The organism is Opitutia bacterium (assembly GCA_016217545.1).
In the GTDB taxonomy this organism is placed as follows: Bacteria; Verrucomicrobiota; Verrucomicrobiia; order Opitutales; family Opitutaceae; genus Didemnitutus.
Window position 1 is genome coordinate 512,275 of record JACRHT010000017.1, and the last position, 15,169, is coordinate 527,443.

The 15,169-nt window shown below is 63.7% G+C and carries 15 protein-coding genes and 3 tRNA genes; 2 read left to right on the plus strand and 16 right to left on the minus strand.

Annotation, left to right across the window (positions count from 1 at the left end; translation table 11 throughout):
• Positions 1-170: 170 nt before the first annotated feature.
• The 5 genes from HZA32_18100 to HZA32_18120 all read right to left on the minus strand — a co-directional run bounded on the left by HZA32_18100 (position 171) and on the right by HZA32_18120 (position 2,516).
• Positions 171-244: transfer RNA gene (locus HZA32_18100), tRNA-Gln, on the minus strand.
• A 58-nt stretch (positions 245-302) separates the two neighbouring features.
• Positions 303-377: transfer RNA gene (locus HZA32_18105), tRNA-Thr, on the minus strand.
• 45 nt (positions 378-422) lie between these two features.
• Positions 423-497, minus strand: a tRNA-Lys gene (locus HZA32_18110).
• Positions 498-607: 110 nt separating this feature from the next.
• On the minus strand, positions 608-1,612 hold the full coding sequence (locus HZA32_18115) for a dihydrodipicolinate reductase (protein MBI5425994.1): 1,005 nt from the start codon (positions 1,610-1,612) through the stop codon (positions 608-610).
• Positions 1,613-1,670: 58 nt separating this feature from the next.
• Positions 1,671-2,516 carry an MBL fold metallo-hydrolase gene (locus HZA32_18120; GenBank protein ID MBI5425995.1) on the minus strand — a complete coding sequence of 282 codons (846 nt, stop codon included), beginning with the start codon at positions 2,514-2,516 and terminating at the stop codon, positions 1,671-1,673.
• A 59-nt stretch (positions 2,517-2,575) separates the two neighbouring features.
• On the opposite strand from HZA32_18120, the gene HZA32_18125 reads away from it, so the two are divergent.
• Complete coding sequence (locus HZA32_18125; protein MBI5425996.1) at positions 2,576-3,142, plus strand: orotate phosphoribosyltransferase; 567 nt, start codon at positions 2,576-2,578, stop codon at positions 3,140-3,142.
• 212 nt (positions 3,143-3,354) lie between these two features.
• Here the strand turns inward: HZA32_18125 and HZA32_18130 are convergent, their stop codons facing one another.
• From HZA32_18130 to HZA32_18180, 11 genes are all read right to left on the minus strand, one after another.
• Positions 3,355-4,806 (minus strand): Do family serine endopeptidase, encoded by a 1,452-nt coding sequence (locus HZA32_18130; protein ID MBI5425997.1) that lies wholly within the window; start codon positions 4,804-4,806, stop codon positions 3,355-3,357.
• A 58-nt stretch (positions 4,807-4,864) separates the two neighbouring features.
• Entirely contained in the window at positions 4,865-5,812 is a 948-nt protein-coding gene (locus HZA32_18135; GenBank protein ID MBI5425998.1) for a ribose-phosphate pyrophosphokinase, read from the minus strand.
• A 42-nt stretch (positions 5,813-5,854) separates the two neighbouring features.
• The gene (lpxD, locus tag HZA32_18140) at positions 5,855-6,886 is read right to left on the minus strand and encodes a UDP-3-O-(3-hydroxymyristoyl)glucosamine N-acyltransferase (GenBank protein MBI5425999.1); all 1,032 of its coding nucleotides are present in this window, start codon (positions 6,884-6,886) and stop codon (positions 5,855-5,857) included.
• A 165-nt stretch (positions 6,887-7,051) separates the two neighbouring features.
• Positions 7,052-7,753 (minus strand): OmpH family outer membrane protein, encoded by a 702-nt coding sequence (locus HZA32_18145; protein ID MBI5426000.1) that lies wholly within the window; start codon positions 7,751-7,753, stop codon positions 7,052-7,054.
• A gap of 20 nt (positions 7,754-7,773) precedes the next feature.
• Complete coding sequence (bamA, locus tag HZA32_18150) at positions 7,774-10,098, minus strand: outer membrane protein assembly factor BamA (protein ID MBI5426001.1); 2,325 nt, start codon at positions 10,096-10,098, stop codon at positions 7,774-7,776.
• A 31-nt stretch (positions 10,099-10,129) separates the two neighbouring features.
• Positions 10,130-11,569, minus strand: coding sequence for a replicative DNA helicase (gene dnaB / locus HZA32_18155; protein MBI5426002.1), 1,440 nt, complete (start codon positions 11,567-11,569; stop codon positions 10,130-10,132).
• 251 nt (positions 11,570-11,820) lie between these two features.
• The gene (locus HZA32_18160) at positions 11,821-12,357 is read right to left on the minus strand and encodes a 50S ribosomal protein L9 (GenBank protein MBI5426003.1); all 537 of its coding nucleotides are present in this window, start codon (positions 12,355-12,357) and stop codon (positions 11,821-11,823) included.
• Positions 12,358-12,406: 49 nt separating this feature from the next.
• Positions 12,407-12,874, minus strand: coding sequence for a single-stranded DNA-binding protein (locus HZA32_18165; protein ID MBI5426004.1), 468 nt, complete (start codon positions 12,872-12,874; stop codon positions 12,407-12,409).
• Between the two features lie 29 nt (positions 12,875-12,903).
• Positions 12,904-13,194 carry a 30S ribosomal protein S6 gene (gene rpsF / locus HZA32_18170; protein MBI5426005.1) on the minus strand — a complete coding sequence of 97 codons (291 nt, stop codon included), beginning with the start codon at positions 13,192-13,194 and terminating at the stop codon, positions 12,904-12,906.
• A complete protein-coding gene (locus tag HZA32_18175; GenBank protein MBI5426006.1) occupies positions 13,181-13,777 on the minus strand; it encodes an aminoacyl-tRNA hydrolase in 597 nt (198 codons plus the stop codon). The genes rpsF and HZA32_18175 overlap by 14 nt, the downstream gene beginning before the upstream one ends.
• A gap of 60 nt (positions 13,778-13,837) precedes the next feature.
• The gene (locus HZA32_18180; protein MBI5426007.1) at positions 13,838-14,599 is read right to left on the minus strand and encodes a 50S ribosomal protein L25; all 762 of its coding nucleotides are present in this window, start codon (positions 14,597-14,599) and stop codon (positions 13,838-13,840) included.
• Positions 14,600-14,919: 320 nt separating this feature from the next.
• Between HZA32_18180 and HZA32_18185 the strand changes: the two genes are divergently transcribed.
• On the plus strand, positions 14,920-15,162 hold the full coding sequence (locus HZA32_18185) for a hypothetical protein (GenBank protein MBI5426008.1): 243 nt from the start codon (positions 14,920-14,922) through the stop codon (positions 15,160-15,162).
• Positions 15,163-15,169: the final 7 nt, after the last annotated feature.

Sequence of the window (15,169 nt, forward strand, 5' to 3'; positions counted from 1 at the left end):
ACGCCGAGCGACCGCCTTTGTTGCAGGCCGGGCGCGTATCGGGGAAAGGGTTGAAACTACGGGGCAAGAGGTGTGTGCGGGCGAGAGCCAAAAAGTTTGGGAATCACTTTACCCTGTCAATGCGCTTTCTTTTTCAGCGATTGCGAGGAGTCGCGCATCGGTTGTGTTGCTGGCTGCCCGGCTAGGACTCGAACCTAGACAAGCAGAGTCAGAATCTGCTGTGCTACCATTACACCACCAGGCAGTGGCAAGTGATCGTGCGAGCGGCGTGGGGTGGGCTTGCCGGAGTCGAGATTCAAAAGTGGAGCCGGCGATGGGATTCGAACCCGCAACCGCCTGTTTACAAAACAGGTGCTCTACCGTTGAGCTACGCCGGCAAGGCGCGCTGCGCACTGAGACTTAGGGACTTCAAACAACAAATTTGGTGGCTCCCCGGGGACTCGAACCCCGAACCTACTGATTAAGAGTCAGCTGCTCTACCATTGAGCTAGGAAGCCAGAAAATCAGAAGGGCAAACCTTGGGAACGAGCATGTGGTGTCAACACCATTCCCCTATGAAACATGGGAAATTCCTACAGGATAACGCGGCTAATTTTCGCAACAAGTCTCACGAATTCCCCGCCCACTTCGGCAACGCCAAATCTGTCGCCAGTCTCACACCCGGAGCCGCCGCCAGCAATCGCGGCACCGAGTTGACGAGCGCCGCCACGGTCGCGTCATCACCCGCGACTCCTCGTCGCACGATCACGTCGAGCGGCGGGCGTCCGTTCACCACGATGCGATCGTGGGGTTCGGGTGCGCCGAGAAACATCGCGATATCCAACACCACACGCTCGACGCCTCCGCTCACACCCACAGCGCGCTGGCGGATGCCGCACACTTTGCCCGGCGGCACCTTGAAAAACGGCGTCACGATTTCCCGCTCGGCGATCACCGGCTCGCCCTCTTCCGCGAGACTGTCGAGCTCCCATCCCATCGCGTGCGCGACGAGGGCAGCGGACTCCAACAAGCCCGCGTGCCCTGCCCTGCCCGACTGAAGCTTGGCGCGAAATTCGTCCGCCTCCTGACCGCTGCCGATCTTCGCCTGCAACGGTTGCCGGCGCGTCGACGCATCGACCACGCGCTCCACGAAAATGCTCTCCACGCTCCGGCTCACGCCGGTCAGCGCGATCGGCAACACATCCATCACGAATCCCGGATTGACTCCCGTCGCGACCACGCGCGCTCCCGTGTGACGGCACAATGCGTCGAATTCCTTCGTCAAGTCGGGCGCCTTCAACGCCGGGAAAATCAGCTGCTCGCACGTCGATGCCACACTCACGCCGAACTCCAGCGCCGGCCGCATCTGCGCGAGCGTCACGGCGGCGTTTGAGGAAGCCGTGTGCAGGATCACCTCCGGTGGCGTCTCGCGGAACAATTCGTCCAAGTCCCGCACGACGCGCAAACCATCCAGCTGGCCGAGCCCCGTCACCTCCGTGAGTGAGCGCCCGACCTTGGCGGGATCGATATCGACTGCGCCGACGATTTCGAGCCACGGCTGCTGCGCGGCGAGTTTCAACGACTCCAACCCGATCGGCCCGAGGCCGAACTGCGCGACCTTGATCTTTTTCATCGCGCCACGATTGGACCGCGTCGTCCCCGCGCTGTCGAGCGCGCCGCGAGGCAGCCGCTCAACCGAGAAACGGATTGAACCGCCGCTCGTTCGCCACCGTCGAAATCGGACCGTGGCCCGGCGCGATCAACGCCTCCGCCGGCAGCGCCTCGAGCACGCGCCGCGCGTGTTTCAATTGCCGCTGGCAGCAGAAATACCCGCCGCCCAGCGACCCGGCGAAAATCAGATCGCCCGAAATCACCAACTCCTCGCGCGTCGGCCGCGCCGTGCATGCCACGACGTAGCAATTGTGCTCGGCGGCGTGTCCCGGCGTCAGCAGCGCGCGGATCGTGAAGCCGCCCACTTCCACCGTCTGCCCCTCCCCCAGCCCGAGGCACCGCGGCCAGCGTCCTGTCGGCGGACCGTAGAAATGATTGAGCCCAAACTCCGCCATTACTTCCTCGAGCCCGCCGATGTGCTCGGCCTCGTAGTGCGTCACGAAAACCGCCGCGAGCTTCTTGATCCGAGCCGGCCACGCGCGGCGCAGTTCGGGTCCGCTCGCGCCGGTGTCGAAAAGAATCCCCGTGTCGCCGCCCTGCGACAGGACGTAGGCGTTCGCCACGCCGACACCGAACGGCATGCGCAGCGGGAACAGACAGAACGGCAACCCGCCGATCTCCGGACGCGGATACGCTCCCTGCGCGAGCGCGCAGAGACCGACTTCGTTCAAGTTCAGCACGCGGGCCAGCCGACCAATTTCTGCGGGCTTCAAGTCCGGCCGGTAATCGACCGCGTCGTGAATTCTCATCAGCTCGACGTTGGCCGCCTTTGCGACCGCCTCATACGTCATCGCCGCGTGGCGGGCGGCCTTTTCCAGGACGTCACCCAGCTCGTCTTCCAGCGGAGGTGCGACGGTCGAGTCCATGCGAAGTTGACCAGAAATGAATTCCATTTCGCCAACGATTGCCACACGTTTCCGGCCCCATGGACGTCCAGGCTGAAGTCATCGACATCTTCAAACGCACCCGCGCGCTCCTCCAAGGCCACTTCGTGCTCCGCTCCGGTCTGCACAGCGGACACTTCTTCCAGTGCGCCCAAGTATGCCAATACATGCCCGAGGTCGAGCGGCTCGGCGCGTTGCTGAAGGACCGGCTCGCCGGCGTGCAGTTCACCACCGTGCTCGCGCCCGCGATGGGCGGACTCGTCATCGGTCAGGAAGTCGCGCGGCAGTTCAAGAGCCGCTTCATCTTCGCCGAGAAGGAAAACAACGTGCTCGTGATGCGCCGCGGCTTCACCCTCGCGCCGGGCGAGAAAATCCTCGTCGTCGAAGACGTCATCACCCGCGGTGGTCGCGTGCAGGAGTGCCTCGACATCATCGCCAAGGCCGGCGGCCAGGCCGTCGCGGTCGCGGTGCTCGTCGACCGCAGCGAGGGCAAGGCGAAGTTCAGCGTGCCGACGATTTCGCTGCTCGAGTTGAGTTTCCCGACCTACGAAGCGGACAAGCTCCCGCCGGAGCTTGCGGCGATTCCTGCGAGCAAACCGGGGAGCTGAGCCCCTCGGCTCGACGCCACGCCGCGCCAGTTTTGGAGGACGCGGCTACTGCCGCGCTTTTTCGCGTTCCGTCAGCAGGAAATGGTCGCGGCGCGCCGGGAAGCGCGCCCTCCACGGCAGAGACGTCGGCAGTGGGAACGCTGACGACCAACCGAAAAAAAGGCGCGCCGGTCGGCGCGCCTTCGTCTTTTTCGGTGCGGAAATTCGCGCGCTCAGCGCTGCACGAAGCCGACGTAGCGGTAGTTGCCGCGGTAGTAGATGAGCGCGAGGTTGCGGCCTTCGCGCAGAGCGCGCTTGGCGGACGCGACATCGGCGACGGGCACGCGGTTGATCTGCTCGATCACGGCGCCGACGGGGAAGACATCACCGAAGGGCGAGGTCGGAGCGATGTCGGTGATGACGAGGCCTTCGACTTCGTTGGGGATGCGGAGTTCGCTGCGAAGGTCATTGGTGATCTGCTGAACCACGACGCCGGTGAGAAATTCACCGTCGGCAGCGGCATCCTCGAGCTTGCCGAGCGTGACTTCGGCGTTTTGCGCTTTGCCGTCGCGGAGGTAATCGATGCGCACCTTAGTGCCAGGCATCGTCTGCGCGATAGTAAGGCGCAAGTCGTCGCGCGAGGCGATGGCGCGGCCGTTGACGGCAGTGACAATATCCTCGCGCTTGAGGCCGGCCTTGGCGGCGGGGCCGTCCTTCGGGCTGAGGTCGGTGATGACGACGCCGCGCGTCTCGCGCGGGAGGCCGAGCGATTCGGCGACTTCGGCCGTGAGCGTTTCGCTCGAGACGCCGAGGTAGCCGCGCACGACGGTGCCGGTTTCGATGAGGCTGGTCATGACCGAACGCGCGAGGTTGATCGGGATGGCGAAGCCGATGCCGATGTTGCCGCGGTTGTTGGTGGCGATGCCGGAGTTGACGCCGACGAGGCGGCCCTTGGCGTCGACGAGCGCGCCGCCGGAGTTGCCCATGTTGATGGCGGCGTCGGTCTGGATGAAATCCTCGTAGGCGTCGGGCTCGCGATCGGTGAGAAGGTTGACGTTCTTGCGGCCGGTCGCGGAAACGATGCCCATCGTGACCGTCTGGCCGATGCCGAGCGGATTGCCGATGGCGAACACGACGTCACCGACGCGCAGGCGGTCGCTGTCGGCGATGGTGACGAAGGGGAGCTTGTCGGCGTCAACCTTGATCACGGCAACGTCGGTCTTCGGGTCGGTGCCGATGAGCTTGGCGGGCAGCTCGCGGTCGTCGGAGAGTGCGACCTTCAACTCATCCGCGTCCTCGACGACGTGGTTGTTGGTGAGAATGTAGCCGTCGGGCGAAATGATGACGCCAGAGCCGAGGCCGCTGAGCTTCTGCTCGCGATCGGGGATGTTGCCGAAGAGCTGGCGATAAAACTCAGGCACGCGCTGGCGCACGATCTTGCTCGAATAGACGGAGACAACGGCCGGGCGAACATCGGTCAGCACGTCGGCATAGCTCGTCAGGACGGGCGCCTTGCCTTCGCCGACCGGCGTGGCGTCGAGCTTGAGGTCGGGGTGCTTCAGCTCCGACTTCGCGGCGGACGCTTTGGCGCCTTTCGCCGTGGCGGGCTTGGTTTGAGCGTTAAGGGTGAGGAGGCCGGCCGCGAGGCCGACGCACAACGAAAGAACGAACACTTTGGCTTTCATGGAAAGTATGGGGAGCGGAGTCCGACACTAGCCGGCTCCGCCCGTTCCGCAACCGACCTCAGAAGCCCTTGATTTTGAAAAGGCTCGTGACGGATTCGTTGCTGTTGATGCGGACGATCGCCTCGCCCAGCAACGGCGCGACGCTGAGGACCGTGATGGGCAGGCCGCGCGGGTCGATCGGCACGGAGTTGGTCGTGATCAGTTCGTCGAGCAGGCCTTCGCCGAGGCGCTTGTAGGCCGTCTCGCCGAGGACGCAGTGGCTGATGGCGGCGCGCACGCTCTTGGCGCCGTGCTCGCGGAGGATTTTCGCCGCGGCGGTGATGGTGCCGGCGGTTTCGGTGATGTCGTCAACGAGCAGAATGTCGCAGCCGGCGACTTCGCCGACGATGTTCGTCGCGGCGACGGTGGTGGCGTTAATGCGCTTCTTCGCGACGAGCGCGATGGAGGCGCCGAGCGCGTCGGCGTAGGCGGCGGCCATCTTCATGCCGCCAACGTCGGGCGAGCAGACGACGAGATTCGGGGTGCGTTTGGTCGCGAGGTATTGGAAGAAAACGGGAGACGCGAACAGGTGATCGACCGGCACGTCGAAGAAGCCCTGGATCTGCTGCGAATGCAGGTCCATGGTGAGCGCGCGTGTGGCGCCGGCGGCGACGAGGAGATTGGCGACGAGCTTGGCGGTGATCGGGACGCGCGGCTGGTCTTTGCGGTCCTGGCGAGCGTAACCGTAGAACGGGATGACGGCCGTGATGCGCGCGGCGGAGGCGCGCTTCGCGGCGTCGATCATGATCAACAGCTCCATCAGGTGATGGTTCGTCGGCGGGCAGGTCGACTGGATGATGTAGACGTCCGCACCGCGGACGTTCTCGTTGATCTTCACGAAAGACTCGCCGTCGGGGAAGCAAGTCACGGTCGCCTCGCCGAGCGGGACGCCGATGGACTTGCAGATTTCCTCTGCAAGCGGGCGGTTGGATGAACCGGAGAAGATTTTCAGCCGCGTGTCCTTCATGTGTGCGCGGGAGCCAAGGGATTTCCTCCCGAGGGCGGAAGTCTATTTCGGTCGCTGCTCCAGATTTTCAACCCGCTTGAACAATTCGGGGAGTTTCTGATGCAAAACTTGGAGACGGCGCTCCGTCATGTAGGGGATCGCCGGTGTGCCGTTGAGGTAACTGCCCGGCTCGGTGTCGAACGCAATGCCGGTCTGGCCACCGGCCTTGGTGCCTTTGCCGAGCGTGATGTGGCCACCGACGCCCGCCTGCCCGCCGAGCACGACGTAGTCCTCGAGCGTCGTGCTGCCGGAGATGCCGACCTGCGCGCAGAGGATGCAGTGCTTGCCGATGATGACGTTGTGGCCGACCTGCACGAGGTTATCGATCTTCGTCCCCTCGCCCACCACGGTGCGGCTGAAACGCGCGCGATCGAGAGTGGAGTTAGCGCCGATCTCGACGTCGTCTTCGACGATCACGATGCCGATCTGCGGGACTTTTTCGTGACGACCGTTGACGAATTCGTAGCCGAAGCCGTCCGAGCCGATCACGACGCCGGGCTGAAGACGGACGCGGTTCTTGAGTTCGCAACCGCCCGAAATCATGCAGCCGGGCTGCACCCAGCAGTTCTCGCCGACGCTCGCGTTACGTCCGACGAACACCGAGGCTTGGAGAAAGCTGCCTGCACCGACGGTGGCGCCGTCTTCGACGACGCAAAGGGGACCGATCGTCGCTTGCGGCGAAACCTTCGCGGTCGACGCGATCACGGCGCTTGGATGGATGCCCGGAGCCGGCTTGGGCCAGAGCGATTGCTCGATGCGGGCGCAGAGGCGCGCGAGGGCGACGGAAGGTTTCTCGACGAAGAAGAAAATCTGGTCGGCTTGGGGCTCGCCGGCGTAGTCGAGCGGCACGAGCACAAGTGAGGCGCGCGTGGCGGCGACTTCGGCGCGATACTTGGGATTGCCGAGAAAGGACAGATCGCCGGGCTGGGCGGATTTCAGCGAGGCGATGTCGCGGATTTGCTGGGAAGTTTGGCCGGAAGTGCGCTGGGGCGAGACGATCGCGGCGATTTCCTCCGGCGTGTAGGCGACCTGCATGCGAGCAAGGAAGTCCGGTTCTCGCATTCAGGGCAAGGAAGGAGGAGCCGCGCGGCTCGCGTGAACTTGGCCAGTTGGAATCCGTGGCAACTGTCCGCCAAAAGCAAAGGCCGGTCTTGCGACCGGCCTCGAGAATCCGAAGGGCGAGAAGCGACGCAGCCGTGCTTACGGCTTCTTCGGCTGCGGCGTGACGTTCGGGACGGTGAAGCCGCCGGCGTTGGTCGCGGCCGGAGTGGTCGCAGCGGGAGCAGCGGTGCCGGTGGTGGCGGGCGCGGCGGCGGCAGCGGGAGCCGGGCGGTCCTTGTTCACTTCCTTCACAACTTCGTCGGTGATGTCGTAGCTCGGATCGCTGTAGAGGACGACCGGAATGCCGAGGATGCTCGGGCCGGACTTGTCGAGGACGAGCGAGGCGCCCTTGGCGCGGGAGATGTCGTTCACGACCTTCATGATTTCGTCCATGATGAGGTCGCGGTGATTCTTGGCGCGCTGCTGGAGGGAACGCTGGGTGTTGTTGCGGAAGTTCTGGGCTTCGTTCTGCAGGTTCTGGATGTCCTGCATCGCACGCTGCGCGTCCTCGTTGGCCTTGGCGCGGGCTTGGTCGTTGGCGAGCGGGCTCTTGCTCTGCTCGACGAGCGCCTTGTAGTCCTCGACCTTCTTCTGGAGGTCCTGGTTCAGCTTCTCGAGCTGTTCTTGGGCGCGCTGGGCAGCGTCGTTGAACTTGGCGTTGGCTTCCTCGGTCTTGTAGTGGGTGTCGTAGACCTTGGCCATGTCGACGACGACGACCTTGAGGAGCGCCTGCGCCTGCAGGGAGGCGACGCCGGCGAAGAGGCCGGCACAGGCGAGGAGGGAGCGGATAGCTTTGTGCATTGGGATCAGACTAGGTGGGTTTAGAAGCGGGTGCCGAAGTTGAAATTAAACTGACTGCCCTTCTTGTTGTATTTGTCGCCGGTGAGCGGAATACCGAAGTCGAGGCTGAGCGGGGCGCCGGCCACGAAGAGGCGGAGACCGAAGCCGAAGTTGTCGTTCCAGTCGGCGGGCGAGAAGTCGTAGGCGTCGCGATTCACGAAGCCACCGTCGTAGAAGATGGCGAAGCGGATGGGCTTCACGACGTCGAAGGAGTATTCGGCCGAGACGAAGCCGTAGGACTTGCCGCCGAGCGGCTCACCGACGCTGTTCTTGGGGCCGACTTCGCGGTATTCGAAGCCGCGCAGTGTTTGCGGGCCGCCGAGGAAGTATTGGTCGAAGAACGGCACGCTGGTGCTGCGGCCGTAGTTTTCGACGATGCCGCCACGGGCGAGCAGGCCGAGGACCTGTTCCTGGAATTCGAAGACCGGGTAGAACTGCGCGCCGCGGAACTCGAGGCGGTAGTAGTCAGTGTCGCCGCCGAAGGGTCCGCCCGCGACTTCGGTGATCAACTCCATGCGGTTGCCGCGCGTGGTGTTGATGATCTTGTCGCGGGTGTCGCGAAGGAGTGAGAAGCCGACCTTCGAGATCGTCGTCTTGCCGGCGAGCGCCTGGAAAATGGCCGGCGCACTCGGATCGACGTTGGCGATGTCGACGATTTCGTAGCTGTAGGTGGCGGTGCCTTCGACGAGGCCGAAGAGGCGCTTGCGGAGGTAGAGTTGGCCGAAGGTGCGGATTTCCTCGTAGTAGGCCGACTGGTAGTCGGAGGTCGTGCGCGCGAGCTGGAAGCCGAAGGCGAGTTCGCGCTCGAAGAGCCAGGGCTCTTCGAAGGCGAGGACGATTTCCGACGACTGCGAGCCGAGCTGAAGGCGGAGGCGGAATTTCTGGCCGTCGCCTTGGAAGAAGCTCTTGCGGTTAAACAGGTCGAAGTTCGACTGCGTGACTTCGGCGAAGATGACGGCCTTCTCGAGCGAGCTGAAGCCGGCGCCGAAAGTCAGGTTGCCCGTGCGAGCCTCGTGGACGGCGACACGGAGGTTGCGGCGGCCGGGGATGTTCGTGGACTCGGGCGTGACGTTCACGTCCTCGAAGAAGCGCGTGTTCTCGAGGCGGATCTTCGAGATCTTCATGCGCACCGAGTCGAAGACGTCGCCGGGGCCGAGCACGAGTTCGCGGAGGATGACGATGCTCTTGGTCTTGGAGTTGCCCTCGATGTTGATCGACTCGACCTGGAACTTCTCGGACTCGGTGATCGCGTATTCGATGTCGATGTTGCCGGTCTGGAGGTTGGGCTTGCGGTTCAGGCGCACGCGGGTGTCGAGGTGGCCGGAACGGCCGTAGAAATCCTCGAGGTTCTCGACGTCCTTATCGAGCTTGGACGGGACGAAGAGCGTGCCTTTGCGCTGGCGGACGACGAGGCCGAGCAGGCGCGACGGGTGAATCTTGTTTCCGGTAAAGGTGATGTCGCCGACGCGGTATTGGCGGCCCTCGTTCACGCGGATGGTGATGACGAGTTTGCTCGGGGTCGGGTAATCGAAGGTGACTTTGTCCTCGGCGATTTCGACGTCGAGGTAGCCTTGCTCGCGATAGTAGTCGCGGAGCTTGTTCAGGTCCTCGTCGAAGTCGTCGTCTTTGAAGCGGCCGCCGCCCGTGAGCCACGAGAACGGGTGCCACTTGGATGTCTCCATCTCTTTACGGAGGCGGCGGGCCTTGATGTGGTCGTTACCGACGAACTTGATGTCGGAAATTTTCACCTTGGCGCCTTCGCGGACCTTGAAGGTGACGGTGCCGAAGCCCGTGCTGCGGTTGCGATCGATGGTGTAGTTGATCTGGGCCTGGTTGAAACCGGCCTTCTGGTAGAATTCGTAGACCTTCTCGGAGTCGTCCTTCACCTGGCGCTCGTCGAGGGCGCCGTTCGGGACGGTTTTGATCTCCTTCTTGAGGCGGCGCTCCTTGTAGTAGGAGTTGCCCTCGAACTTCACGGCGAGGACGCGGAACTTCGGCGTCACTTCGACGACGAGGTTCACGATGTTGCCGGGGAGTTGCTCGCGCTTGACCTCGATGAACTCGAAGAGGCCAGTGCGGTAGAGCGAACGGATGTCGCGGTCGATGAGCGTCTCGTCGAGATCGCTCTGCTCGCGCAGGGACATGTTCGCGCGGACGATCTGCTCGGAGACGTTGGCAACGCCGACGAACTTCACGGAGATCGCTCCGATCTTGTAGACGGGGCCTTGCGGGGCCTGCTCCTGGGCGGACGCACCGCTGCGAGGCGCCGTTTGGGCGAACGCGCCGGTCACCCCGGCCAGAACCAAAACAAAGAGAGCAAGAACCCGCCGAAGCGGGTTACGGAGTGAAGTTTTCAAAGCGCGTAATTTCTTGGAGGAAAGTTAATTTCAAATCACCTACCGGGCCGTTACGTTGCTTGGCAACGATTAAGTCTGCCGCGTTGGCGGCAGTCTGGAATTTCTCGTCGGCATCCTTGGGGCGGGACAACATGAGGACCACGTCGGCGTCTTGCTCAATCGAGCCGGATTCACGCAAGTCCGACAAGCGGGGCGTGCGATTCTCCTTCTCGGAAGCGCGGTTGAGCTGACTCAGGACAATTACCGGTAGGTCCAGTTCCTTCGCCATGGCCTTTAAATTGCGGGAAACTTCGGCCACCTGCTGTTCGCGGGGTGCACGCGGATCGGTGCCGTTCACCAGCTGGAGGTAATCGACGATGATCATGCCGAGTTTCTTGCGGGCGTAGATGCGGCGGGCCTTCGCGCGCATCTCCATGACCGTGATACTGGAGGAATCGTCGATGAGGATGGGGGCCTTCTTGAACTCCTCGGCCGTGCGGCCGAGGGCGTTGACCTCGGCGCCGTCACGCGCGACGAGGCCGTCGCGCAGGAGCTTCAGGTTCACGCGAGCGCGGGCGCAGAGCATACGCAGCGCGAGCTGGGCCGCGCTCATTTCGAGCGAGAAGATCAACACCGGCGCCGGGTCGCCCTTCTTCGGCATGGCGGCGGCCTCGGCGATGTTCAGCGCGAACGACGTCTTACCCATCGAAGGGCGCGCCGCGATGATGATCATTTCCTGCTTCTGGAAGCCGAATGTCATCTGATCGAGGTCCTTGAATCCCGACGAGACGCCCGTCAGCTCGCCCTTCTTCATGAGGAGCTTCGCGATGACGGTGTTGGCGTCCTTCATCGCCTCCTTGATTTCCGCGGCGCTGTCGCTGACGCGGTCCTGCGTGACCTTGAAAACCTCCTGCTCGACCTTGTCGATGAACTCCTCGAGTCCGCCGGTGAAGCTGTAGCACTGCTCGACCGCACCCGTGGCGGCCTTGATCAACTCGCGCAACAGGTGCTTCTCACGAACCTTCTCGATGAAGTAGCCGGCGTGCGCCGTCGTGGGGATCTTCCCCGTGATCTGCATGAGATACGGGAAACCGCCGATGGCCTCGAGGTGGCGGCGGGTCTTCAACTCCTCCGCGAGCATCTCAAGCGTGACCGGCGGGCTCTTCTGATAGAGGTCGACGATGACCTCGAAGATCAGGCGATTCGCGGCGGAAAAGAAACACTCGGCCCCGACACGTGCCTCCATGCAGCGTGCGATCGTGTCGCTGCCATCGAGCAAGCAGCACGCGATGACGTGCTGTTCGGCTTCCTCGCTCCACGGCATTTCGCGCGAAACCGCCGACTGCGGCAGGCCGGTCGCATCCCCGCCATCGCGGAAGGCACGGCGGCGCGAAGCAGGGCGGTCGGGGTTGTCGGGAGTCGGCTGCACCATGGAACGCATGGTTGTTGTGACGCAAAGGCATCCGAGCAATCCCCGAGTCAGAAATTTTGCCCACAAGTCATTCGCAAGCACGCCTTGCGGGCGCTCGGCTCTCGGTGGTGTGCGGCCAATCTGGCATTCGCCAATGTCGCAGCAACCGCGAGAGCGACGCCGCGGAGGCGACACCCACCTTCGCAAAGCAAGAAGCCGCGACTTGCGTCGCGGCTTCGGCAGAATGGGAACGGACCTGACGGTCGTTTTGCGCGGTGCGCTTAGGCGCGCTCCTTGCGCTCGCGGCGGGGACGGTCGAACTTGTCGCCCGCGGGTGCGGCCTCGGTCGCGACCGGGATGATCGGGTTCTCGGAGACGACCTCGAAGGAGATTTCCACCGAGACTTCGGCGTGCAGCTTGATCGTGACCTCGTGCTTGCCGAGGGTCTTGACCGGCTGGCCGAGGTGGATGCGGCGCTTCTCGACCTCGATGCCGGCCGCCACGAGTTTGTCGTGGAGATCGTTACCGGTGACGGCGCCGAACAGCTTGCCGCCCTCGCCCGTCTTCACGGCGATGGCGATGTTGGCCTTCTTGAGTTTCTCGGCGAGTTCCTGCGCGCCGTTGAGTTCCTTGGCTTCGCGGATGCCGCGGGCCTTCTTGAGGGCTTCGATCTGCTTGCGGTTGGAAACCGTGAGCGGAACCGCGATGCCCTGCGGCAGGAGGAAATTACGCGCATAGCCGGCGCGGACGCGGACCTGGTCGCCTTCGGCGCCAAGGCCGTCGACCGGTTTGAGGAGGAGCACTTCGTTGTGAGCCATTGTCGGACTGAGTTATTTTGTTTTTGTGTAAGTTAACGCGCGCCGCGGATCAGAACGGCACGTCTTCGTCGAGATTCTCCTGCGCGGCCGGAGCCGGGCGGCTCGGGGCGCTGGCGCGGGGAGCGGGGGCGCTGTAGGTGCGGCCTTCGCCGCCCTCACCGCCGCCGCCTTCGCCGCGACCGCCACCGGAACCGAGGAACTGGAAGTTTTCGCAGACGACCTTCATGCGGCTGCGTTTTTCCTTCGTGTTCTTGTCTTCCCACTGGTCGAGGCGCAGACGGCCTTCGACGAAGAGCGGGCGACCCTTGGTGCAGTATTTGGAGATGTTCTCGCCGGCCTTGCCCCAGGCTTCGATGTCAACGTAGGTCACTTCCTCACGTTCGCCACCGCTCTCGTCCTTGAACTTGCGGTTCACGGCGAGCGAGAAGGTGCAGATGGCGGTGCCCTTCGGCGTGACTCGGAGTTCCGGGTCGCGCGTCAGGTTGCCGATGAGCATGACTTTGTTGAGATTGGCCATGGGGCGGAGGCGCGGGGCGCGTTGGGCGTTTAGGCGTTCTGGACGAGCGTGCGATAGACGCTGTCGTTGAGGCGGAGGCGCTCCTGAAGCGCGGCGCTGGCGCCGGCGGGGGCCGAGAAGCTGATGGAGACGTAGACACCGGCGGGGAACTTCGCGTCGGTCTTGCGCGCGAAGTCGCGGCGGCCGAGCTGTTCGACGTTGGTGACGTCGCCCTGGACGGCGACGATTTCCTTCTTCACGCCTTCGATGATCTGGTCGACGGAGTCTTCCTTGCCGCGATTATCGAGGATGAAAGTGGCTTTGTAGTTACGCTTGTTCATGGCGGGTTCTGCGATTGAGGCGGTTCATCGCTTCGGCGGGGCTGCTGGTGAAGAGCAGGCGGGCGCCTTCGACGAACGTTTTCAGGTTTTGATCGATGATTGTTTGTTCTGAGAGGGAGAATTTTCCGAGCACGTAATCCGCGATGTCCATGCCGACCGGGCGCTCGCTGCTGCCGATGCCGAGGCGGTAACGGATGAATCCGTTGCCGACGTGCCCGAGCAGGCTGGCGATGCCGTTGTGGCCGCCGGCGGAGCCGTCGACCGAGAGTTTCACGCGGCCGATCTCGATGTTGATTTCATCGTAGGCCACCGCGAGCGATTCGGCCGGGAGCTTATGAAAATCGAGCAGCTTGCGCAGGGCGCGGCCACTCTCGTTCATGAAGGTCTGCGGCTTGATCAGCCAGCGGGTCTCACCGGGTCGGACATTCCAGCGCGCGATATCGGCCTCGAAGCGTGCCTCGTGTTTCCACGAGAGCCCTTCGGCCGCGGCCAGCGCATCGACAACCATGAAACCAAGGTTGTGTCGCGTGGCGGCGTATTTCGCGCCGGGGTTGCCCAGTCCAGCGAGGAGCGTGACGGACATGGATCAAAGAACGTGCTGCAACGCGGTGCGCCGAGTTGGCGGCGCACCGCGGGAAAACGATTACTTCTTGGCGGCAGGAGCGGCGGCCTTCGCGTCCTTGGCAGGAGCGGCGGCGGCGGCTTTGGCATCGCCGGGCTTGGCGGCAGCGGCGCCCGCAGCGGGAGCAGCGGCAGCATCGCCAGCGGCGGGAGCAGCGGCGCCAGCGGCCGGAGCGGCAGCACCCTCGGCGGGCGTGGCAGCGGCGACAGTGGCAGCGACTTCTTCCTGCGGCTCAACGCAGAGGACGACGGCTTGGTTCGGGTTGTCGAGGAACTCGACGCCGGCGACCGTCTTGATTTCGGAAACGTGGATCGACTCGTTCAGCTTGAGCGGCGTGACGTCGACTTCGATGAACGACGGCAGATCCTTCGGGAGGCAGCGGATCTTCAGGCGCTTGGTGGCGACGTCGAGGAGGCCGCCTTCGTTCTTCACGCCCGAGGCTTCACCCACGACAACGACCGCGACGTTGATGACCATCTTCTCGTTTTCCTTCACTTCCTGAAGGTCGACGTGGAGATACTTGTCGGTGATCGGGTCGCGCTGGACTTCCTGGAGGAAGGAGAGAGCGGCGGCGCCGGCATCGCGCTTCAATTCGATCAGCGCGGCGCGGCCGGCGATGTCCTTGAGGAGCTTGACGAACTCGGTCGAGCTAACCGACAGAGTCTCGGGTTTCGTGTGCTTGCCGTAGAGGATGGCCGGAATCTTCTCGGCCTTGCGGAGGCGGCGGGAGGCGCTGCGACCGGTGCCCTCGCGGGTCGTGACGGTGAGTTGGTATTTCTTCATGGTTTTCGTTCCCCCTGATACTCCGGAATTGGAGGCAGGCGTAGTGGAAAAGAGGTCAGAGTTGAGTGACCGCACCCCGGCGAAGCAAACAAAACTTTCGCGAGCGGCGCGAATCCTGTTTTACAACTCCCCCACCCGTGCGAGCGGATCCGCGGCCGCGTCGACGTTCGCAGCGCTCATGGCGACGAGGTCGAAATTCGGCTCGGCTCTCTCCGCACCACACACACGTCGTCTCGCTGAGCGTCGCGCCGCGAAGCCCGCGCGAAGGTTTTCTTGCGCACCGCAGACATTCTGCCGCATTACGCGCACGCCTGAAGCCCATGAAGCGCCGCAACCTCACGCCCAAAGTCCGGGAAGCCCTCCGCCAGCTCGCGGCCGGCCCCCAAGACATGCGCGACGACGCCCTCCTCGAACTCATTAACGCCGAGATGCGCCCGCTATCCGTGGACGACATCGCCTACGTGCGCGACCGCGTGCGCTTCTCCTGCCCGCCCTGCCCGATGGTGCAGTCCGTCGTGCTGATGCTCGACGGCCTGATCGAGGTGAAGAGCCTGAAGCTCTGAGGCGATC

What these genes read in the sequence shown, in the direction of transcription:
- HZA32_18115 (MBI5425994.1), bottom strand. Translation starts at nt 1,612, where the DNA reads ATGAAAAAGATCAAGGTCGCGCAGTTCGGCCTCGGGCCGATCGGGTTG.
- HZA32_18120 (MBI5425995.1), bottom strand. Translation starts at nt 2,516, where the DNA reads ATGGACTCGACCGTCGCACCTCCGCTGGAAGACGAGCTGGGTGACGTC.
- HZA32_18125 (MBI5425996.1), top strand. Translation starts at nt 2,576, where the DNA reads ATGGACGTCCAGGCTGAAGTCATCGACATCTTCAAACGCACCCGCGCG.
- HZA32_18130 (MBI5425997.1), bottom strand. Translation starts at nt 4,806, where the DNA reads ATGAAAGCCAAAGTGTTCGTTCTTTCGTTGTGCGTCGGCCTCGCGGCC.
- HZA32_18135 (MBI5425998.1), bottom strand. Translation starts at nt 5,812, where the DNA reads ATGAAGGACACGCGGCTGAAAATCTTCTCCGGTTCATCCAACCGCCCG.
- lpxD (MBI5425999.1), bottom strand. Translation starts at nt 6,886, where the DNA reads ATGCAGGTCGCCTACACGCCGGAGGAAATCGCCGCGATCGTCTCGCCC.
- HZA32_18145 (MBI5426000.1), bottom strand. Translation starts at nt 7,753, where the DNA reads ATGCACAAAGCTATCCGCTCCCTCCTCGCCTGTGCCGGCCTCTTCGCC.
- dnaB (MBI5426002.1), bottom strand. Translation starts at nt 11,569, where the DNA reads ATGCGTTCCATGGTGCAGCCGACTCCCGACAACCCCGACCGCCCTGCT.
- HZA32_18160 (MBI5426003.1), bottom strand. Translation starts at nt 12,357, where the DNA reads ATGGCTCACAACGAAGTGCTCCTCCTCAAACCGGTCGACGGCCTTGGC.
- HZA32_18165 (MBI5426004.1), bottom strand. Translation starts at nt 12,874, where the DNA reads ATGGCCAATCTCAACAAAGTCATGCTCATCGGCAACCTGACGCGCGAC.
- rpsF (MBI5426005.1), bottom strand. Translation starts at nt 13,194, where the DNA reads ATGAACAAGCGTAACTACAAAGCCACTTTCATCCTCGATAATCGCGGC.
- HZA32_18175 (MBI5426006.1), bottom strand. Translation starts at nt 13,777, where the DNA reads ATGTCCGTCACGCTCCTCGCTGGACTGGGCAACCCCGGCGCGAAATAC.
- HZA32_18180 (MBI5426007.1), bottom strand. Translation starts at nt 14,599, where the DNA reads ATGAAGAAATACCAACTCACCGTCACGACCCGCGAGGGCACCGGTCGC.
- HZA32_18185 (MBI5426008.1), top strand. Translation starts at nt 14,920, where the DNA reads ATGAAGCGCCGCAACCTCACGCCCAAAGTCCGGGAAGCCCTCCGCCAG.